Annotated in this window: 19 protein-coding genes and 1 pseudogene; 13 read left to right on the plus strand and 7 right to left on the minus strand. The window is 36.4% G+C overall.

What is annotated here, in order from left to right; all coding sequences use genetic code 11:
• Positions 1-9: 9 nt before the first annotated feature.
• A pseudogene (locus tag ACUN28_RS03065) lies at positions 10-144 on the minus strand (polyamine aminopropyltransferase); the annotation flags it as partial.
• Positions 145-543: 399 nt separating this feature from the next.
• On the opposite strand from ACUN28_RS03065, the gene ACUN28_RS03070 reads away from it, so the two are divergent.
• From ACUN28_RS03070 to chbG, 5 genes are all read left to right on the plus strand, one after another.
• Positions 544-846 (plus strand): PTS sugar transporter subunit IIB, encoded by a 303-nt coding sequence (locus ACUN28_RS03070; protein WP_001023569.1) that lies wholly within the window; start codon positions 544-546, stop codon positions 844-846.
• Positions 847-862: 16 nt separating this feature from the next.
• The gene (gene celB, locus ACUN28_RS03075; protein ID WP_016085558.1) at positions 863-2,170 is read left to right on the plus strand and encodes a PTS cellobiose transporter subunit IIC; all 1,308 of its coding nucleotides are present in this window, start codon (positions 863-865) and stop codon (positions 2,168-2,170) included.
• 183 nt (positions 2,171-2,353) lie between these two features.
• Entirely contained in the window at positions 2,354-2,677 is a 324-nt protein-coding gene (locus tag ACUN28_RS03080) for a PTS lactose/cellobiose transporter subunit IIA (protein ID WP_000989047.1), read from the plus strand.
• Positions 2,678-2,680: 3 nt separating this feature from the next.
• Positions 2,681-4,006, plus strand: a complete 1,326-nt coding sequence (gene celF, locus ACUN28_RS03085; protein ID WP_000145753.1) for a 6-phospho-beta-glucosidase — start codon at positions 2,681-2,683, stop codon at positions 4,004-4,006.
• A gap of 48 nt (positions 4,007-4,054) precedes the next feature.
• Positions 4,055-4,762 (plus strand): chitin disaccharide deacetylase, encoded by a 708-nt coding sequence (gene chbG / locus ACUN28_RS03090; RefSeq protein WP_016085559.1) that lies wholly within the window; start codon positions 4,055-4,057, stop codon positions 4,760-4,762.
• A 35-nt stretch (positions 4,763-4,797) separates the two neighbouring features.
• On the opposite strand, the gene ACUN28_RS03095 is transcribed toward chbG, so the two are convergent.
• Positions 4,798-5,979, minus strand: a complete 1,182-nt coding sequence (locus ACUN28_RS03095; protein ID WP_016085560.1) for a chromate transporter — start codon at positions 5,977-5,979, stop codon at positions 4,798-4,800.
• A 189-nt stretch (positions 5,980-6,168) separates the two neighbouring features.
• Here ACUN28_RS03095 and exsM point away from each other — a divergent pair, with 189 nt between their 5' ends.
• On the plus strand, positions 6,169-6,582 hold the full coding sequence (exsM, locus tag ACUN28_RS03100) for an exosporium regulatory protein ExsM (protein ID WP_016085561.1): 414 nt from the start codon (positions 6,169-6,171) through the stop codon (positions 6,580-6,582).
• Between the two features lie 142 nt (positions 6,583-6,724).
• On the opposite strand, the gene ACUN28_RS03105 is transcribed toward exsM, so the two are convergent.
• From ACUN28_RS03105 to ACUN28_RS03115, 3 genes are all read right to left on the minus strand, one after another.
• Entirely contained in the window at positions 6,725-9,400 is a 2,676-nt protein-coding gene (locus tag ACUN28_RS03105; protein WP_016085562.1) for a PRD domain-containing protein, read from the minus strand.
• A gap of 104 nt (positions 9,401-9,504) precedes the next feature.
• Positions 9,505-10,242: a polysaccharide deacetylase family protein gene (locus tag ACUN28_RS03110; protein WP_016085563.1), complete on the minus strand. Its 738-nt coding sequence runs from the start codon at positions 10,240-10,242 to the stop codon at positions 9,505-9,507.
• Positions 10,243-10,442: 200 nt separating this feature from the next.
• A complete protein-coding gene (locus tag ACUN28_RS03115) occupies positions 10,443-11,516 on the minus strand; it encodes a glycosyltransferase family 4 protein (protein WP_000378314.1) in 1,074 nt (357 codons plus the stop codon).
• Between the two features lie 589 nt (positions 11,517-12,105).
• Between ACUN28_RS03115 and ACUN28_RS03120 the strand changes: the two genes are divergently transcribed.
• The gene (locus tag ACUN28_RS03120; RefSeq protein ID WP_016085564.1) at positions 12,106-13,476 is read left to right on the plus strand and encodes a UDP-glucose dehydrogenase family protein; all 1,371 of its coding nucleotides are present in this window, start codon (positions 12,106-12,108) and stop codon (positions 13,474-13,476) included.
• Positions 13,477-13,550: 74 nt separating this feature from the next.
• A complete protein-coding gene (gene wecB / locus ACUN28_RS03125) occupies positions 13,551-14,666 on the plus strand; it encodes a non-hydrolyzing UDP-N-acetylglucosamine 2-epimerase (RefSeq protein ID WP_016085565.1) in 1,116 nt (371 codons plus the stop codon).
• A 38-nt stretch (positions 14,667-14,704) separates the two neighbouring features.
• Here the strand turns inward: wecB and ACUN28_RS03130 are convergent, their stop codons facing one another.
• Positions 14,705-15,856: an LCP family protein gene (locus tag ACUN28_RS03130; RefSeq protein WP_016136028.1), complete on the minus strand. Its 1,152-nt coding sequence runs from the start codon at positions 15,854-15,856 to the stop codon at positions 14,705-14,707.
• A 74-nt stretch (positions 15,857-15,930) separates the two neighbouring features.
• Positions 15,931-16,566, minus strand: a complete 636-nt coding sequence (locus ACUN28_RS03135; RefSeq protein WP_098405026.1) for a YigZ family protein — start codon at positions 16,564-16,566, stop codon at positions 15,931-15,933.
• Between the two features lie 239 nt (positions 16,567-16,805).
• On the opposite strand from ACUN28_RS03135, the gene ACUN28_RS03140 reads away from it, so the two are divergent.
• The 5 genes from ACUN28_RS03140 to ACUN28_RS03160 all read left to right on the plus strand — a co-directional run bounded on the left by ACUN28_RS03140 (position 16,806) and on the right by ACUN28_RS03160 (position 21,882).
• Positions 16,806-17,648, plus strand: coding sequence for a DegV family protein (locus tag ACUN28_RS03140; protein WP_016136026.1), 843 nt, complete (start codon positions 16,806-16,808; stop codon positions 17,646-17,648).
• A 173-nt stretch (positions 17,649-17,821) separates the two neighbouring features.
• Positions 17,822-18,136, plus strand: a complete 315-nt coding sequence (locus ACUN28_RS03145; protein ID WP_016085569.1) for a winged helix-turn-helix transcriptional regulator — start codon at positions 17,822-17,824, stop codon at positions 18,134-18,136.
• Positions 18,137-18,282: 146 nt separating this feature from the next.
• The gene (locus tag ACUN28_RS03150; RefSeq protein ID WP_098405027.1) at positions 18,283-19,701 is read left to right on the plus strand and encodes a C40 family peptidase; all 1,419 of its coding nucleotides are present in this window, start codon (positions 18,283-18,285) and stop codon (positions 19,699-19,701) included.
• Between the two features lie 127 nt (positions 19,702-19,828).
• Positions 19,829-21,178: an ATP-dependent helicase ComFA gene (gene comFA / locus ACUN28_RS03155; RefSeq protein ID WP_098405028.1), complete on the plus strand. Its 1,350-nt coding sequence runs from the start codon at positions 19,829-19,831 to the stop codon at positions 21,176-21,178.
• Positions 21,178-21,882: a ComF family protein gene (locus tag ACUN28_RS03160; protein ID WP_098405029.1), complete on the plus strand. Its 705-nt coding sequence runs from the start codon at positions 21,178-21,180 to the stop codon at positions 21,880-21,882. The genes comFA and ACUN28_RS03160 overlap by 1 nt, the downstream gene beginning before the upstream one ends.
• Positions 21,883-21,889: the final 7 nt, after the last annotated feature.

The raw sequence follows: 21,889 nt of genomic DNA on the forward strand, positions 1-21,889 counted from the left end.
ATTATTTACATACTTGTCCTGCTTATTTTCTATTTCCTGCTGTTCTAATTCAAATTTGTCAGAGTCTAATTCAGAAAGCTTGTTTTTTTTATAGTTTGTTATTCTATAAATCTTTATTTTGCTTTGTTTTCTATGTTTTGGCATAGGAATCCCCTTTCGAATTGTGTTATTTTATTCTATTCTATGTAATTTAGTAGAGTTTGCTTGGACAATAAATAGAAGAGTGTGTTCAAGAGGGGGTTATTTTTTAATAGGTTTTCACACTGAAAAAAACTTTTTAGTGTTTTTTGTTTTAAACACAACTAGACAACTAAACACTAATCTATTTTCATACAGTTATGTGTTAAAAGCGTGTTGTTTTATAACACACTGTGTGTTTTTTGAGTGACACACTAATTGAAAGCGTTAACACACAAAGGGAACAGTCGAAAAAGTGCTGATTTTAGTGGTTTTGAAAAGTTGGCACGCTAATTGCATTAATAAATAGCGTAAAGAAAAATAAATAAACATAAACTTTTTATACTACACAAGGGGGATTTTCAAATGAATATTTTATTATGTTGCTCAGCAGGGATGTCTACAAGTTTACTAGTTACAAAAATGGAAGCGGCTGCAAAAGCTCGCGGTCTAGAAGGAAAGATTTGGGCTGTATCTGGGGATGCAGTAAAAACGAATATCGATCAAGCAGATGTGTTATTACTAGGACCGCAAGTTCGTTACATGCTTTCTTCAATGAAAACGCTTGCTGATGAGAGAAACGTTGGAATCGACGTTATCAATCCAATGCACTACGGCATGATGAATGGAGAAGCAGTTTTAGATCACGCATTAACACTTAAAAAATAATTAGGGGGGAAGCGAAATGCAAAAGTTTATTGCATTCATGGAGAAATATATTGTTCCTGTCGCTGGTAAAATCGGATCGCAACGTCACTTAGCTGCGATCCGTGATGGATTTATTGCAGTTATGCCACTTATTTTAGTTGGTGCACTGGCATCACTAATTAATGGTTTTCCGTCTGACGCTTTCCAAGATTTCATGAAAGGTTTGTTTGGTGAAACGTGGAAACAAGTTGGCGGTGGAATGTGGACTGGTTCTTTCGCAATTCTAGCACTAATCATAGCATTTACAACAAGTTATAACTTAGCAAAATCTTACGGCGTTGATGGCTTGTCAGCAGGTATTATTTCATTTGGTGCGTTAATTATTCTTACGCCAACAACACCGAAAGAAGGCGGATTGAACTTAGCTTGGACAGGTGCACAAGGGTTATTCGTAGCAATTATCGTGGCACTCCTTGTTACTGAGGTATTCCGTTTCTTTGTACAAAGAAACATTACTTTTAAAATGCCTGATGGAGTACCACCAGCAGTTTTAAGATCTTTCGCAGCTATAGTTCCAGCATTTGTTATCTTAACAGTAGTTGCAGGTATTCAATTAGCAGTGAAATTATCTGGTACAAGTGTTCATGAATTTATTTTTAATACGATTCAATCACCACTGCAAAGTTTAGCAGGGACATTACCAAGTGCAATTGTCATTGTACTCCTTGTTCATCTTCTTTGGTTCTTCGGTTTACATGGTCCAAATATCGTTGGTGGTATTATTGAGCCATTATACTTACCGGCATTAGAGAAAAACATGAATTTATTCAAAGGTGGTACATCTGCATTTGATGTTCCAAACATTGTTACAAAACCATTCTTTGATACTTTCGTATATCTTGGTGGTTCTGGTGCAACATTAGCGTTCTTAGTCGTTGTATTACTTGTAGCGAAAAGTGCGCAATTACGCGGTGTATCTCGTTTATCAATTGGTCCTGGTGCATTCAACATTAACGAACCAGTAATCTTTGGTACACCAATTATTTTAAATCCAATTTTATTCTTACCGTTTATCATAACACCAATTGTATTAGTAATTACTTCTTATACAGCTATATCTATTGGTTGGGTACCAAAAACAGTTGTGATGATCCCATGGGCAACACCACCAATTATTAGTGGTTATCTTGTAACAGGTGGACATCTTTCAGGTGCAATTCTACAGTTATTCAACTTTGTAATTGCGATGGCAATCTACTATCCATTCGTAGTATTATGCGACCGTTCTGTTGTTCGTACTGAAAAAGCAGCAGCGCAAGGAAATAACAACTCTGTACCTATGTAACATAAAGATTGTTCTCACAGACAGAATTGTCTGTGAGAACAATTACCTTTATATCATGTTCAAAAAGATGAGACTCATCTACAAGAACACCAAACTATCATTCATAAAATAATAATTTAATAGACATGTTCAAACTGAAGGGGTATTTCAATCGGTTGAACCATAATAGAGAGGGCGGTAATTATGATGACTACAGCAGAACAAATTCCATTCCAATTAATTTTAAATAGTGGTAATGCACGAAGCTTTGCGATGGAGGCACTTCAATTTGCCAAACAGGGGAAAATGGCAGAAGCTGATGAAGCGATGGCAAAGGCGAAAGAAGCGATTAATGAAGCGCATCATTTTCAAACGGAGCTCATACAATCAGAAGCAAGAGGAGAAAAAACAGAGATTAGTGTTCTTTTAATTCACGCACAAGATCATTTAATGAATGCGATTACAGTAAAAGAATTAGCAGCAGAGTTTATCGATCTTTATAAAAAGCTTGAAGCGAAAGGGGAATAAAGCATGACTGGAATTAAAATTGCTACAATCGGCGGTGGATCTAGTTATACACCAGAGTTAATTGAAGGATTTATTAAACGTTATGATGAGCTTCCTGTTCGTGAAATTTGGTTAGTAGATATTGAGGCAGGAAAAGAAAAGTTAGAAATCGTTGGTAACTTAGCGAAACGTATGGTGAAAAAATCAGGTTTACCAATCGAGGTTCATTTGACACTTGATCGCCGCGAGGCATTAAAGGATGCTGACTTCGTAACAACGCAGCTTCGCGTAGGTTTATTAGAAGCTCGTGCAAAAGATGAAGCAATCCCATTAAAATATGATGTAATCGGTCAGGAAACGAATGGTCCTGGTGGTTTATTCAAAGCGTTGAGAACGATTCCTGTTATTTTAGATATTTGTAAGGATATGGAGGAGCTTTGTCCGAATGCATGGTTAATTAACTTTGCAAACCCAGCTGGTATGGTAACAGAAGCTGTTCTTCGTTATACAAATATCCAAAGAGTAGTTGGTCTATGTAACGTTCCAATCGGAATTCGCATGGGTCTTGCGAGATTACTTGAAGTAGATGCAAGTCGTGTACATGTTGACTTCGCAGGTTTAAACCATATGGTATACGGACTAGACGTATATTTAGATGGCGTAAGTGTAATGGATCGTGTGTTAGAGCTTGTAACAGATCCAGAAAAGCAAATTACGATGGAAAATATCGCTGCGCTTAACTGGGAGCCAGACTTTATTCGTGGCCTTCGTGCAATCCCTTGTCCATACCATCGTTACTACTATAAAACACGTGAAATGTTAGAAGAAGAGAAAGAAGCTTCAATTGAAAAAGGTACACGTGCAGAAGTAGTAAAACAATTAGAAGATGATTTATTCGAGTTATATAAAGACCCGAATTTAGATATTAAACCACCACAATTAGAAAAACGTGGCGGCGCTTATTATAGTGACGCAGCATGTAGTTTAATTACGTCTATTTACAATAATAAAGGTGATATCCAGCCTGTTAATACACGAAACAACGGAACAATTGCAAGCTTGCCACATGATTCTGCTGTTGAAGTGAACTGTATTATTACGAAAGAAGGTCCAAAACCAATTGCAGTTGGAGATCTTCCAGTACCAGTTCGCGGTTTAGTACAGCAAATTAAATCATTTGAGCGCACAACAATTGAAGCTGCTGTTACAGGGGATTATCATAAAGCGCTGCTTGCTATGACAATTAATCCACTTGTACCATCAGATAAAGTGGCAAAACAAATTTTAGATGAAATGTTGGAAGCACATAAAGAACATCTTCCGCAGTTCTTCAAAAAGGTAGAGAAATAAAGCGGCGCTATTTAGCCCGCTTTTTTTATTCTATTAGGAGGTATGACGATGATTAAGTTAATTGTAAATGCAGATGATTTCGGTCTTACTGAGGGTACAAATTATGGCATTATTGATGGACATATAAATGGACTTGTAAATTCAACGACGATGATGATGAATATGCCAGGAACAGAGCATGCGGTACGCTTAGCGAAAGAGTATAAAACGTTAGGGGTAGGAGTACATCTCGTATTAACGGCAGGGAAACCGCTTCTTGGAGACGTACCATCACTTGTAAGTAGCGATGGATTGTTTCATAAACAAAGTGTCGTATGGGAAGGGAAGGTAAACCCAGAAGAAGTCGAGCGAGAATGGACTGCTCAAATTGAGAAATTCCTATCTTACGGATTAACACCAACTCATTTAGATAGTCATCATCATGTGCACAGCTTACCGGTTTTGCACGATGTTCTGGAGAGATTAGCGGCTACATATAATGTTCCGATTCGTCGTTGTGAGAAAGAGCGAGCAGTACGCCCATTTTCTGACGTGTTTTACAGTGATTTTTACGCAGATGGTGTGACGGAAGATTACTTCGTGAAGTTAAAAGGAAGAGTACAAGGTGAACAAACGGTAGAAATTATGGTTCATCCAGCTTATATTGATCCAGAGCTTGTGAAGCGTTCTTCTTACGTAATGGATCGTGTGAAGGAATTGCGTATTTTAACAGAGAGTGAGTTGCCTGAAGGAATAGAGCTTGTGAAGTTTTCATAGAAAAACGACGGCTATAGAATGCCGTCGTTTTTTATTTACAAAATGGATAAAATATATCCGCCAAAGGCTCCAAGTATAACGATAACCCAAGGTGGTGTTTTCCAAAAAGCGAGCAAGCAAAATAGAAGAGATGCAAAAACAAAATCTACAGCGTTCATAATTGTGCTTGTCCAAATAGGGTCATAAAAAGCTGCTAGTAAAATACCGACAACGGCTGCATTGACTCCAAGTAGTGCGCCTTGTATGTAAGATATTTTTCTCACACTGTTCCAAAATGGTAAAACACCAATAACGAGTAAGAAAGCAGGAAGAAAGATCGCAATTGTTGCGAGTATTGCCCCAAGTGTCCCGTTTAACACAGCTCCTATATAAGAAGCGAATGTAAATAGTGGGCCTGGTACGGCTTGTGTTAATCCGTATCCAGCTAGAAATTGTTCTTTCGTCATCATTCCGTTTTGTACGAACTCACCTTCAAGAAGGGGCAGCACGACGTGTCCGCCTCCAAATACAAGTGCACCAGAGCGATAGAAACTATCAAATAAAGCGATGTAATAAGAGAACGGTCTTAATATTGGTAGCAGTAGTAATAGTCCGAAGAATAAGACGAGACAAGAAACTGCTATCTTTTTTGAAATAGGTACTTTTATATGTTGAGATTGGCTAATTGGTTGGTTGCGATATAAAAACCAGCCGATAAAGCCAGATACTATAATGAGAATGACTTGTGTCCAACTATTTGGCCATAGTAAGGCGATTGCAGCAGTTATAATAGCAATCGTCGCACGATTTCGGTCTGGCGTTAATTTTTGCGCCATTCCCCATATTGCATGAGCGACAATAGCGACTGCTACAAGTTTTAGTCCATGAATCCAGCCAGCACTTCCAAGATCGAATTGATTAAGGAATGAGGCGAAGAAAACTAAAACAAGCACAGACGGTAAGGTGAATCCAATCCATGAAATAATAGCTCCTAATACCCCGCCCCTTAATAATCCAATCCCCATACCGACTTGACTGCTAGCAGGGCCAGGAAGGAATTGACATAGTGCTACTAAATCTCCATAGCTTCGTTCATCCATCCATTTTCTTTTTTGTATGTATTCGTGGTGGAAATAGCCGAGATGGGCGACAGGACCACCAAATGAAGTAAGCCCTAATTTAAATGAGACGAGAAAAATCTCTAACAATGTGTGAAAAGTGTATTTGTTGTTTTTCAAAGGAACCCCCTATAATGTTTTTTCTATGTGCATTATACAAGAGACTGTAAATCTAAAGGAACAATTTCAATGTAAAGATTTTGTGAATCTTTTCTTTGTACTTAAAATTGAAAAAGTCATAAATGATTATGTATAAACCATAAAGTAGTAGAAGTAGTGCTGGGAAATTTATATAAGGAGAATGCCCCTATGACAACACATTTCTTTGCGAGATTAACAGGTAAGAGGGAAATACCTCCCGTAAATACAGAAGCTTATGGCGTAACAGAGTTTATATTTAGTGAGGATTTAAAGAAATTGCAATATCGGGTCATATTGAAAAACATAGAAAAAGTTACATCCTGCCAAATTCATTTAGGGAAAGCGGATCAGATTGGTCCAGTTGTTTTAAATTTGTTTGGTCCGCTAAAGCAAGGTATTAGTGTAAATGAAGGGATCGTGACCGGTGTAGTTAATGTGGGGAATTTTGAAGGGCCTTTACAGGGGAGAGCGTTTGATAGCTTACTTCAAGAAATCATTCAGGCGAATGTATATGTAAATGTTTATACGAAGTCCAATAAGAAGGGCGAAATAAGAGGGCGGATTAGGAAAGTAAAGAAGTAGCAAAAAAGGCTGTCCATATTTTGGAACAGCCTTTTTTTGCTATACGGTGCAAATTTTAGCGATTATTTTCGGTAAATCGATATATTTGAAAAATCGCTGATATAATCCGAGTTATGGTCGATATATTAAAAAACTGCCTGGATTAATTTTTCACAGGTTGATTTTTAATAAAGAAGTCCATGACATAAAATACTTCGTCATCAGGTATTTGTATTTCAAATGTATTTTCAATCGGTTGTAATGCTTTTTTCACTTTCATATACATCCAATACTCATCTTGTCTTCGTTTCTCTTTATCTGGATGAGGGAGGAGACTTTCTCCTTTTTGAAGACGGTCAACCATACAGCTCATATGCAGAATCACACCCATTAAGCTGTCAGGAGTTAGCTGTAAGGAAATTAATTCTTGAATTGTATTTAATGCGTAACGAATTGTTTTAATAAGTAATGCTCCGTCGTTACGCTGCATTTGTTGTTCAAGAATATCAGCCATTTTTGCATATGTTTCTTCATACGTAATTAATTCTTGAATTGGCTGAATCGCTGTGTAGTTTACGATATCTTGAAAATGATATGTTAAGCATGGAACTTGCACATCGAAATTCGTGACGATACAAATGATATTCCGCTCTTTTTTGATGTTCTCAATCATTTTCGTTAAATCTTTTTCATGGACGATACTAATCGGAATAATTTCAATTAATTCTTTATCAAATCGCAAATAGTTCTCTAACATTTTTTGGATAGCTAAAGCACTGCCTTCACCAGTTAAACAAGCTGTTAAAATAACAGATTTCATTGGTGATAGTGGCTTTTTCTTTTCTTCTTGTACGTTTAAGTAAAACGGTGTTAAGTTCTTCACTGTTTCATATAATGCATCTAGCGAGTAGCCAAGCTGAGCTTTTCGAGCTGCTTCTAGTGCGTGTGGAGTGCTTGTCATGGAAAGAACACGTACCGGAATTTTGAACTCAGTTTCTAATATATCGCCAATATAAGCGAGTGATCCCATATCAACGAGTAAGAGAAGTCCATGTACATTTTGGAGTGTTTTCATATACACTTTCACACGTTCTAAGAAATCTTTCGGCGATTCATGTAACGGCATATCGATACCGGTTACTTCCTCAATGCCAAGAAGTTCGTTTGCGACGTTTGCCATTTCTGTTGCGATGCCGTTGCCGTGCGCTAATATTAATACTTTTACTTCTGTTTGTGAGGCAGGAATTGGATCAACAACGAAGAACATTGTTAAAAAGCCCGCTTCATCAATAGGCATTGTTATTTGTAATTCGTCCTCTAGTAGCTGAATGCATTGCATAGCTACGGAAAAAGCGTCTTTATATTTCGTACGAATTTGATTTAATTGTGGGTGATGAATTTGTTTTCCAGCTTGCAAACGTTGTAGAGTTGTCTGTACATGTAAACTTAAAGCGAGAAATACTTTTTCATCAAACGTCTTAGATAAATGTTTTTCAGCGAGTTCCGCAATTTTTTCACATACGGAAACGATATTACGATCCACAATTTTAAAAACATTTTCATGACTTGTTTTTTGGGACATTTGGTTAAAATATTGTACAAAAAAGCTTTGAATATCATTTTCTATTAGTAATTCTAATTCTTCCTCTTCAATACCGCGAGCTTGAAGTTCTTCATATTTATAATCAATATAATCGTAAATAGAAGACCGTTTTTCATTTTCTGTTTTATGATTACTCCAACCTTCATCACCTGTAAATATAAATGTTTCATTTGGTATTTGGTATAGATGACGGCTCTTTCTTTCAATGAATAGCCCTTCTTTCATATACCAGGGTAAATCTGTACTTGAAACATAGACGGAATCACGTTTCTTCGTCACAAAGTCAGAGTAGGCTTTCGCGCAGGCAATTTGTACATCCGTTTTTAATTGACCGATGTTATTGGGACAATTGTAAAAGACGAAAGCACGCATTGCATTTGGACTAACGTGAATTTCTTTTCGCAGGCGTATTGCTTCACTCGTGAAAAATAGTTGTAGTAAAGCAAAGCGTTCTTTATGTGTACGCTCACGAAGTGGTGGAAGTGTGACAGTCATCGGTATACGTCTTGTAAATGTTTTTAATAAAAATGAATTTGGCTCTTCTGTTGTTGCAGTAATGATTAACACTTGTGCTTTACGCTCGTTTTCTGTTTCTCCAAGGCGGCGGTATACCCCGCGGTCGATAAATGTGAAAAGCATTTCTTGTCCCTCTGGAGGAAGGCGATGTACTTCATCTAAGAAAAGGATTCCTTCATGTGCTTTTTCAATTAACCCTTTTTGATCACTGGCTCCTGTATAAGCTCCTTTTTTAATCCCAAATAATTGCCCCAGTAGTAGCTGTGGATTATTTGCGTAATCAGCACAGTTAAAGACGATAAATGGTGCATTTTTAGGAAGCTGTTCAACTTCAATTGCATATTCGTGCATTAAAGAAGCGAACATAGATTTTCCGACTCCTGTTTCTCCGAGCAGTAAAGTATGCATACCGTTTGGAGGATAGAGAATAGAAGCTTTCGCTTTTTCGATTGCGATTTTAAGGCTTGTATTTTCAATTGCAAATGTATCTAATGAAGTTATTTCTTTTGAATGCGTTTCCAACGAAGCGTTCGTTTCTATATAAAAACGAACAGGACGCGTATTTGTTTTTAATAAACGTTTATCCTTTACAAGTTTGTTTAAGTCGCTGCTTACATTGGCGCGATCTAGTTGTAGAAGGGTAGCAAGTTCTGATGCAGTTACACCTTCTGTATAAACTCCTTCTTGTATTGCGTTAAAAATGAGATCTATTCGTTTCATTTCTATTCACCTCGAAACTTCATCACTATTTAAAATTTTACACAAAAATGGGAAGGGTGGGAAGAGAAAAATAAAACAGCTTTAGCAAATAGGCACTAAAGCTGTTACAATCTTGTGTCTTTCCAAAAATTCACTTCGAGGTGGGAAGATGGATTATAGGGAAGAAGTTTGTATCCTTGTGACTGCAAATAATCAATTACGTTTGGCAGTATTTGTACGGTTACACTTGAATCATGCATTAAAATCACTTCGACTTGTTCATCGCTTTGATTACGTACTCTTTCTAGTATGGCAGAAGGATTGTCATAGCTTTTCCAATCATATGTATCGATTGTCCAATCCCACATTTTATACTGTGCTGATACGAGTGCATCACGGTAATTCTTTTTTAAGTAAGGCATACTACCATACGGGACGCGAACGAGATGTGTATTTAATTTTGTAACTTGCTGAACAATGTTTTGTGTTTGTTCCATTTCTGTAATTAAAGCGGATGGATCACCAGTGTAAAGGCGTTTTACATCGTGTGACATACTGTGAAGTCCGATATAATGTCCGTCTTTAATTAATCGTTGCATTGTCTTTTTATAATGTGGTACTTTTCCACCAATAACAAAGAAAGTTGCTTTTCCGTTCTTTTCTTTTAAGATGTTTAAAATTTGCGTAGTATATTTGTTTGGTCCGTCATCAAATGTTAAGTACGCGATTTTTTGGGTAGGAGAGGTAGTTTCGGTATTTGGATGATGTTCAGCAGGGATAATTGTAGTTGCTCCCGCATGAGATGACGCGTACATAGTAATCGTTAAAAGTAAAATAATGTATTGCAATACTCGCTTGATCATAACATTCACCCTCAGTTTGACAATCAAGATGTAAAAAAGAAAATGTACTCTTTTTCTTTTTATGTATATCTTTCTCCAATAGAGGAACTCTCAAACAATCTATATTTTGGAAATGTAAAGTAATGAATAAAAAATAGCATCCTCTTATAAGAAAGAGGATGCTATTTGAATATTTCATAATTGTAAAGGCTATACTACAATTAGTCTTCGCGTTTTTTCACTTTTTTATAAAAGGAAATAAGTGGTTTGTAACGTTCATGTACAAGCCCGATTACTTCAGCAATAATTTCTGTAAAGAAGATTAAAACGAAAAGAAGAATAATGGATAACCATAATGTCGCACTAGAGAAAATGATTGCATTTACACTAAAGAAAATACCGAATGCGTATATAATTAGTACCGTTTTTCGATGAGAAAAGCCCATTGCAAGTAAACGGTGATGTAAATGCGATTTATCTGGTGCTGAAATAGGTTTTTTATTTACGATACGACGGATAATTGCAAATGTCGTATCAAATACAGGTACGCCTAAAATGATAACTGGAACGATAAAGCTGAATAACGTTACACTTTTGTATAATCCAAGTAACGATATAACAGAAATACAGTATCCTAAAAATAGTGCGCCTGTATCTCCCATGAAAATTTTTGCTGGATGGAAGTTGTAGAATAAAAATCCAATTGTACTTGCTAATGTAATTAATGCTAGTGGTAAGATAATAGCGGCTCCAGTGCCCCATGGGCTAGTGAAGGCCATATATGCTAGCGTTGCAAGTACGATAGATGAAATACCAGCAGATAATCCATCTAAGCCATCAATTAAGTTGATTGCATTTGTAATACCTACAATCCAAAATACTGTAATTGGGTAAGCAAGCCATCCAAGTTCAGTATCCCCGAGGATTGGAATATATAATACTTGCACTAATAATCCACTTTTTACAATCATCATGGCAACTAATAGTTGTCCACCGAATTTTACCTTCGCAGATAACTCGTACATATCATCTAAAATACCGATGATTACAATGATAATTGCACCTAGCGTTATCGATAACATTCTTTGTTCATATAAACCGCCGACAACAAATCCTACAGCTACACCAATAAATATCGCTAACCCGCCAAGACGAGGCATAATCTTTTGGTGCACTTTACGAGCGTTTGGCTTATCTGTTGCTCCTATTTTAAAAGCTAACTTAATAACTAAAGGAGTAACGACGAGTACAGTGATGAAAGATGCCAAAATGGCATAAATCACTTGTGAGTCCATTAATACCCCACCCTTTTATAGTCTAACGTAATTTTTTTAAATATATTTATCTGAAAATTATGATGTTTATTTACAGGCTCATAACATATGGTATCACAAAAAGATTAGAATTCAATCTTTTTTTGTTTTTACGGTAAATGGAAGCAGATAGAATATATGACAATTGTATACAGAATGTTGAATCATTTGAGAAGGTTAATCGTATTGGGCTTTGGAATATGACATTTTCTCTTTTTCTTTGATAGTGAATACTTTTATTTCAATATTATAAGTGTTACACGTAGAAATGAGTAAGTTCCGTGTTAAAATGTGGGAATTTATCCTGCATGAACGGGCAGTAAGGTTCGCACCTCAAAATTCAGTTGGAAAAAAGAAGTTAGATGGGGATCTTAATTCCTGTAAAATCCCGATTGGTTTAACTAATAATCAGTGGGGAATGGATGCCCTCACTGAATAGCGTTACACTTTATATTCGTGCATTTAATTTTACAAAAACTTAAAAAAGAATGAAAAAAGTAATTCATATAATAAAGAAGTAAAGGAGTTTTCTCATTTTTAATGTGAGAGGGGGAAGCACAGGGAGAATTCTATGTATTCGTATATTTTCTATTGTATATTCCTGTGCGAAAAGGAAATGAAAATTACGATAATAGGTACCGGATACGTTGGGTTGATTACAGGAGTAGGGTTGGCGATATTAGGACATTCGGTTACATGTTTTGATATAAATGATGAGAAAATTGAACGGATAAGGCGAGGGGATCTGCCCATTTATGAAGCGGGCTTATATGAATTAATAAATGATGTATGTGAGAATAATCGTTTAACTTTTACAACAAGTAAAGAAGAAGCATTTAACGATGCGGAGTTTATATTTATTGCAGTTGGAACACCTTCTTTATTAGATGGGACAGCGGATTTAACATATATTCAAAGTGCATGTGTTGATATTGGAACATATGCGACTAACGACATTATTGTTGTTACAAAAAGTACTGTTCCTGTAGGGACGAATGGTGCTATTAGAGGATGGATTGAGGAGAAGTTACAGGGGAGACATGAATTACATATTGTATCGAATCCCGAATTTTTACGGGAGGGTTCAGGTATTTACGATTTTTTTCAAGGAGATCGTATTGTAATTGGAGCGGATCATGAGGAAGCGGCACGAAAAGTAGAGGATTTGTATAGTGAATTACGCTTAAAAACATATGTTACAGATATAAAAAGTGCAGAGATGATTAAATATGCATCGAATGCTTTTTTAGCGACAAAAATTAGTTTTATCAATGAAATTTCAAATATATGTGAGAAGGTAGGAGCCAATGTATTAGACGTTGCACAAGGGATGGGAATGGATAAGAGAATTGGTGCGTCTTTTTTAAATGCGGGCATTGGTTACGGGGGATCGTGTTTTCCGAAAGATACGAAAGCCCTTGTGCAAATTGCAGGGAATGTGGCGCATGATTTTCGTTTGTTAAAGGCAGTCATTGAAGTGAATAATAAACAACAGTTGTTATTGATTGAGAAAGCGAAGAAAGTAATAAATATGAACAAGAAGCGGATTGCGGTGCTGGGAGCAGCGTTTAAACCGAATACTGATGATGTAAGAGACGCACCGTCCCTTATTATGATACAAGAATTAATTCATATAGGTGCGGATGTAGTTCTATATGACCCGAAGGCGATTCAAAATATGAAAAATATCTTTGGGGAGACTATACAATATAGCGAATGTATAGATGAATCGATTAGAGGAGCGAGTGCGGCTTTTATCATGACAGAATGGGAGGCTATCCGAGCTTATCCGTTAGAGAAGTACGCACAACTTATGAGAGAACCTATTTTATTCGATGGTAGAAATTGTTATACTAATGAGGATGTCAAGAAGCGAGGGATAGATTATTATTCTGTTGGAAGAGAAAGTATTTGTAAGAGGGACTTTTCCGTTATTCGTTAAAAAGGCATATATTCATGTATATTCTTATATGTCATAATAGAAATTGTAACTAGTGAAAGAAAAGAGGCAATGAAATGACTGAACGTTTAAAAGTAATGACAATTTTCGGGACACGTCCAGAAGCAATTAAAATGGCACCTCTTGTATTAGAGTTGCAAAAGCATTCAGACAAAATTGAATCGATTGTGACTGTAACAGCGCAACATCGTCAAATGTTAGACCAAGTATTAAGTATCTTTGGAATTACGCCAGATTTCGATTTGAATATTATGAAAGATCGCCAAACTTTAATTGATATTACAACGCGTGGTTTAGAAGGTTTGGATAAAGTAATGAAAGAAGCAAAGCCAGATATTGTACTTGTACATGGTGATACAACGACAACATTTATTGCAAGTTTAGCTGCTTTCTATAATCAAATTCCAGTAGGTCATGTTGAGGCAGGACTTCGTACATGGGATAAATATTCTCCATACCCAGAAGAAATGAATCGCCAATTAACAGGCGTAATGGCAGATCTTCATTTCTCACCTACAGCAAAATCAGCAACGAACTTACAGAAAGAAAATAAAGATGAGTCACGCATTTTCATCACAGGAAATACAGCGATCGACGCACTAAAAACGACTGTAAAAGAAACATATAGTCATCCTGTACTAGAGAAGCTTGGAAATGATCGTCTTGTACTTATGACAGCTCACCGTCGTGAAAACTTAGGAGAGCCAATGCGTAATATGTTCCGTGCAATTAAACGTCTTGTTGATAAGCATGAAGACGTGCAAGTTGTGTATCCTGTTCATATGAACCCTGTTGTTCGTGAAACAGCGAATGATATTTTAGGTGATCATGGCCGCATTCATTTAATTGAGCCGCTAGATGTAATTGATTTCCACAATGTGGCTGCTCGTTCATACTTAATGTTAACTGATTCTGGTGGTGTACAAGAGGAAGCGCCGTCACTTGGTGTACCGGTTCTTGTTCTTCGTGATACAACAGAGCGACCAGAAGGTATTGAAGCAGGTACATTGAAATTAGCAGGAACAGACGAAGAGACAATCTTTGGTCTTGCTGATGAATTGTTATCAAACAAAGAAGCTCATGATAAGATGTCAAAAGCATCTAACCCCTACGGTGATGGCCTTGCATCAGAGCGTATTGTAGAAGCAATTTTACAACACTTTAACAAGTAAATAAAAAGAGCCAAATCATATACGATTTGGCTCTTTTTTTATTGCTGATTTCTCATAATCCACTCTGCATGAGCATTCGTAGAAGGAGGGGGGGCAGTTGGTGTTTTGTTCTGATTTTGGTTCTGGTTCTGGTTCTGATTCGTTTCTTTCTTCGCTTTTTCGTTAGAGTTAGAATTTGAAGAAGGATTTGATTCGGTTTTTGTTGTTGGATTTTCTTGAGTGTTTGCTGTTTCTCCTAATTCTTTTTTTATTTCGTTACGTACTGTCTCTACGCCGATTGGATCTGGAAGGAAGTAATAAATACCACCTATTTTTTTGTCTTCTCCTTCAAGTTTGAAAGTTTGCATTGTAGAAGGATCAAACCCAGAAAGTTTATTGTAAAGAGCAAGTCCGTCTGAAATAGGGATGTCAGTTTTTATATATTTTCCAACGACTGTTGTTAAATCTTTAATTTTAAATACGGTAGAGGTGGAATTTAGTTTTTGAGCAACAGCGGCTAGTAATTGCCTTTGCCTAGCAGCTCGACCATAATCGCCATTTGGATCCTGCTTTCGCATACGAACGTAAGCAAGGGCTTCTTCACCATTTAATTCTTGTTGTCCTTGCTTAAATTCGATTTTTTTGTAGTAATCCACGTCTGAACGCTCCCAAAAATCGAATGGGACATCAACAGTAACACCGCCAACAGCATCAACAATACCTTTAAAGCCTTGGAAATCAATTTTAAGATAATGGTCTACAGGCACTTTTAGAAAACCTTCGACAGTTTTGATTGCCATTTCTTCTCCGCCGTAAGCATGCGCAGCGTTAATTTTGTCCTCTTTATTCTTTCCGACAATTGGAACGCGACTATCACGAGGGATACTCATAAGCGAAATCTTTTTCGTTTTCGGATTGACTGTCGCAAACATTAATGAATCTGTACGACCATTTTGACCGTCTGTTGCATAATCTTCTATACCCATAATAAGGAGTGTAAAAGGCTCCTTTGTAATTTCTACATCTTCGGTTCTCAAATCCGATTTTTCACGAGTAAAACCACTATACATCCCCATGAGAGAAGAGTAGGAATTTAATATATAAAGTCCTACACTGCCAAATAAAAATAAGAAAATAAGGAAGTAGAAAAACTTTCTTCTTCGTTTCTTTTTTATTCTGCTATTTTGGAGATGATAATAACGTTCTTCCATATATAATCTCCTTAGTTCATTTGTAGGGAAGTGATTCACTACATTAATCTTTAAAGGTGATGATGTAGTTATTCTTAGATAACATCTTGTTCTAAGTACAACATATCTCCTTCTGTAATTGTACATTTCCCATTTGTTAATTCAATCATCCAATCTGTGAATGCTTGTTTTCCGACTTCTTCTACATACGTATCAAATGTGACATTTTCTAGATAATGTATATCTTTAATGGCATATTTTGAATTACGTAATTCATTTTCAATTTTGCCAAGTAATGTGTAATCAATTTCGGTCTGCATAACACGCATTAGTTGCCGCTGAACAACACCAACATGATTAATGCCTTCACTTGTACATTTTCCATATGCGCGAATTAATCCACCTGCGCCAAGTTTGATACCACCAAAATAGCGTGTAACAACGACGACGGTATCTTTTAGACCTCGCTTTTTTAATACCTCAAGCATAGGTACACCAGCTGTACCGCTAGGCTCACCATCATCATTTGCTTTTTGGATTTGATCTTGTTCACCAATCAAATATGCAGAACAATTATGTGTGGCATTCCAGTTTTGTTTTTTTATTTTTTGTATAAATTCTTGAGCTTCTTCTTCTGTTGTAGCTCTGCTAACATAACAGATAAATCTTGATTTTTGAATGACAATTTCGTTTTCACCGTAGTCTTTGATTGTTAAATATTGTAATAACACTCTTATACGCCCCTATCTATCAAAATGACTAGTACTTTACATTTTAAAAGCGAGCGTTTTTATATTCAAACATTTTTTATAATTGCGCTAAATATTTTGGTGAGTATTTCGTCTTTTTGTTGTAATTTGTCGATATGGTGAGTATAATTTCAAATTGGCATTTTCATGTATGGATGCACCATTTTTAGTTTTCGTGTAAAATTAGGAAATAAAAACTTTTTTATAAGGCAGGTACGCAAATGAAAATAGCTATTGTTACTGATAGTACAGCATATATACCGAAGCATATTCGTGATGAACTCAATATATATATGATTCCATTAAACGTTGTGTTTGGAACGGAATCTTATCAAGAAGAAGCTGAAATTTCAGCAGATGATTTTTATGTAAAAGTACGTGAGCAAGAAGAACTTCCGAAAACTTCTCAGCCAGCAATTGGAAAGTTTGTTGAGCTATATGAAGAATTATCTAAGGATTATGATGCAGTTATTAGTATTCATCTTTCAAGTGGAATTAGTGGTACATATCAAACAGCAACGGCAGCTGGACAGATGGTAGAGGGTATTGATGTATATACGTACGACTCTGAAATTAGTTGTGAAGTGCAAGGATTCTATGTGCGTGAAGGTGCACAGCTAGCAAGCGAAGGAAAGGATCCAAAAGAGATTATCGCCCGTTTTGATGAAATGAAGAAAACGATGGATGCGTATTTTGTAGTAGATGATTTACACCATTTACAACGTGGAGGACGATTAAATAGTGCGCAAGCTTTCATCGGTAGTCTGTTACAAGTAAAGCCGGTTTTATATTTTAGAGATAAAGTCATTATTCCGTTTGAAAAGATTCGTACGCGTAAAAAAGCGTTAAAACGTATCATCGAAATTTTTGATGAGCAAGCAAGTAAAGGTGTACCTATGGAAGCTGTTATCATTCATGCACAACGTGAAGAAGAAGCGAATGAATGGAAGAAAGAATTGGAAGCAAAATATCCTCATGTTACAATCCGCACAGGTTATTTTGGTGCTGTAATTGGAACGCATTTAGGTGAAGGTGCACTAGGTCTTGGATGGTATACGAAGTAATAAAGATATAAAAAGCTCTCTTTTGGAAGAGGGTTTTTTTACGGATATTTTACGTGTAGTTGACAAGTTAATATTTGGAAATGGTAAAATGTACGTAAAATAAAATAATGAGGAAAGTTTTATAACTTACTTTTTACAAGAGACTATATTATAATGGAAGAGAGGTGAAACATATGGAGCATAATTCTTGTTTATGTCCAAAGTTTGAGTCAGCTTTTACTTTGCTTAGTAAAAAATGGACTGGCTTAATTATTAAATCTTTGCTTGAAGAGTCAAAACGTTTTAGAGAAATTGCAGATATCATACCCAATATGAGCGATCGTATGTTGTCAGAGCGTTTAAAGGAATTGGAAAGCGAAGGCATTGTAGTTCGTAGTGTTTATCCAGAAGTACCAGTTCGAATCGAGTACGGCTTAACTGACAAAGGGAAAGCATTAGAAAGTGTTATGGATGAAGTCCAAAATTGGGCTGAGAAATGGATGAAATAACGTTTTGATTTCATTCGTATTAGCATATTTAACAAAACGTGAGGGAGACCTTACGTTTTTTTTTTGCTTATAAAAAGCCTTTAAAATTCTACACATACATACAAAAATACGCATATTTTACGATACAGTTACATATAATATTACATTTGTTTTACAAAAGCGTAACATTAGCAAAAAAAATCCCGAATTATGGTATAAATTTTATAGGTTATATACGGAAAAAGAAAAAAGAAAGCGGTGTAAAAAATAAAATGAAAAAGCTAAAAATGGCATCTTGCGCATTAGTTGCAGGGTTAATGTTTTCAGGACTAACACCAAATGTATTTGCAGAAGATAAAATTTCTGACGTGAAATCACAAATTAATACACAAAATGACACTTTACATAAACAACAACAAGAACGTGATGAATTACAAAAACAAATGAATGACTTAAACAAAACAATTCAAGGTTTGGATAAGTCTGTTCAACAGAATGCTTCGAAACTTGATGAAACAACGAAAAAAGTTGCGGATACTGAGCGATTAATTGAAACAAAAAATAAAGATATTGCAGAATTACAAACGAAAATTGCAAAGCGTGAAGAGTTATTAAGAAAACGTTTAGTTGCACTTCAAGAGCAACCAAATACGAACGTTGTAACAGAAGTTCTTGTAAACTCTAAAAACATTGCAGATTTAGTTGATCGTTTAAATTCTGTTTCTAAAATTCTTGCGTCTGACGAAGATATCATGAAAACTCAACAAGAAGATCAAACGAACGTGAAAAAAGATGTTGAAACGGTAAAAACAAAGCAAAAAGAATTAAAAGAAGCACAGGCTCAAATTGAAACTGCTAAGAAAGAACTTGACACTGAAAAAGCGAAAAAAGAAACTGCAGTAAATGATTTAAGCGGAAAAATGGATACAGTTGTAAATACGATGACAAGTACGGAAAGCCAATTAAAAGAGCTTGAACAACAGGCATTAAAATTACAACAAATTGCTGAAAAAGAAGCGCAAGAAAAAGCTGCACAAGAAGTTGCTGCTCAAAAGCAGGCAGAGCAAGCAGCTCAACCAGCGCAGGCTCCAGCTCAACCAGCACAAACACAGGCTCAAACAGCAGCTCCAGCAAACAATGATGGACAAGCTAAAAAAGAAGAGCCTAAGAAAAAAGAAGAGAAAAAAGAAACACCAGCTCCAGAAGTACCAGCTGATAATGGTGGCGGAAGACAAGATGTTGTCTCAAAAGCTAAAGGTTTAGTAGGTCTGAAATATGTATGGGGTAGTGCATCAATTTCGAATGGTGGATTTGATTGCAGTGGTTTAATCTCTTATGTTTACGGTTTAGGTCGTCAAGATACTAGAGGTTTATGGAACTCTGTACAAAAGATTAGCCCATCTGAAGCAAAACCAGGAGATCTTATCTTCTTACAAGGTACTTACAGAGCAGGCGTATCTCACGTTGGTATTTATATTGGTGGCGGTCAAATGATTCATGCTGCTGATGAATCAACAGGTGTTACTTACGGTAGCGTAAATAGCTCTTATAACCAAAAACATTTCTTAGGTTACGGAAGATTATAGGATTATAATTTAATAAAAAAACGTGTATAAAGTCGATAGCTTACTATTTTATAAGTGGGTTATCGGCTTTTTTGAGTTTTTACGAGATTATAAGAAAAGTTTATAGTAGTGCTGGAGGTGGTTGCTGATGCTTGCTGGAAAACAGTTGCTATTAGAAGAACTCTCTTCAGACGTGCGGGATACATTACATGATTTGAAAAAGAAGAAAGAGGTCGTATGTGTACAAGGTGTTAAAAAGAAGGCTTCTAAATATGTGTGTCAGCGCTGCGGAAATATAGAGCAGCGACTATTTGCATCATTTTTATGTAAAAGGTGCAGTAAAGTATGTACGTATTGCCGGAAGTGTATAACGATGGGGAGAGTTAGTGAATGTGTTGTACTCGTTCGCGGGATTAATGAAAGAAAAGGAGAAAAGGAGTTAAATCCGTTACAGTGGAAAGGGGCTTTGTCTACTGGTCAGGAGCTGGCTGCACAAGGAGTGATAGAGGCTGTTAAGAAAAAAGAATCGTTTTTTATTTGGGCTGTGTGCGGGGCTGGAAAAACAGAAATGTTATTTTACGGTATGGAAGAGGCATTGCGAAAGGGAGAAAGAGTTTGTATCGCAACACCAAGAACAGACGTTGTGCTGGAACTAGCACCGAGATTACAAGAGGTGTTTCCAAATATACATGTAGCAGCCTTATACGGAGGAAGTGTAGACCGAGACAAAGATGCAGCGTTAGTCGTTGCAACTACGCATCAATTGTTACGTTACTATCAAGCGTTTCATGTCATGATTGTAGATGAGATAGATGCTTTCCCGTATCATGCAGATCAAATGTTACAGTATGCAGTACAACAAGCGATGAAAGAGAAAGCAGCGCGTATTTATTTAACAGCAACTCCCGATGAAAAGTGGAAGCGTAATTTCAGAAGTGGGAAACAAAAAGGTATCATTGTCTCTGGACGATACCATCGTCATCCGTTGCCAGTCCCTCTATTTTGCTGGTGCGGAAATTGGAAGAAAGGCCTCCATCATAAAAGAATTCCTCGAGTTTTACTACAATGGTTAAACATGTACTTAAACAAAAAGTATCCCATTTTTTTATTTGTTCCCCATGTACGATATATAGAAGAAATGAGCTTGTTATTGAAATCATTGGATCATAGAGTGGATGGTGTACATGCAGAAGATCCAATGAGAAAAGAAAAAGTGGCATCTTTCAGAAAGGGAGAAATTCCGTTATTAGTTACAACGACAATTTTAGAGAGAGGAGTAACTGTGAAGAACTTACAAGTGGCGGTGTTAGGCGCGGAAGAAGAAATATTTTCGGAAAGTGCGCTCGTACAAATTGCAGGCCGAGCAGGTCGTAGTTTTGAAGAACCTTATGGTGAGGTTATTTATTTTCATTACGGCAAGACAGAGGCGATGGTAAGAGCGAAAAAACATATTCAAAGTATGAACAAAGATGCGAAAGAACAAGGATTGATCGATTGATGCATTGTCTACTTTGTGATGAATATATTTTGGAAACAGTTAGTTGGTGTACCTTCTTTGTAAACCCTCATAAAAAATATATATGTAATAGGTGTGAACGGAAACTTTCCTATATTATAGGAGAAATTTGCATGGAGTGTGGGCGACCTTTAGAGGACTTGCCTTCCGAATATAAAGAAAATGATATTTGTGTGGATTGCGTAAGGTGGATAAATGAGGAGAAGTATCGTCCTTTTAAAAATCGTTCTTTGCACGTATACGATGGTGAGATGAAAGAAATAGTAGCACAGTTTAAGTTTCGGGGGGATGCGGAGTTAGTTCATATTTTTCATCGATCCTTTCGGGAGCTATTTCAAAAGCATTTTGCGAGTGTTTCAAGTGTTATTGCTGTTCCACTTAGTAGGGAACGGGAATATGAACGTGGTTTTAATCAGGCAGAGTTATTAGCAGCTTGTTTACCTGTCAAAATTTCTTATCCATCATTACGGAGAAGGGAAACAGAAAAGCAAAGTAAGAAGACACGTAAGGAAAGGATTTCGGGAAGTAATCCTTTTTATTTTCAGGGAGAAGAGATGTTTCATGGTCAACACATCTTACTGGTTGATGATGTATATACGACAGGAATTACAGTTAGACAAATTGGAAGTCTTTTATACGATAGAGGAGCAAGGGAAGTTTCTAGTTTGACGCTCTGTAGAAGTTGATCTATAA

The organism is Bacillus sp. WC2507, from assembly GCF_052656125.1.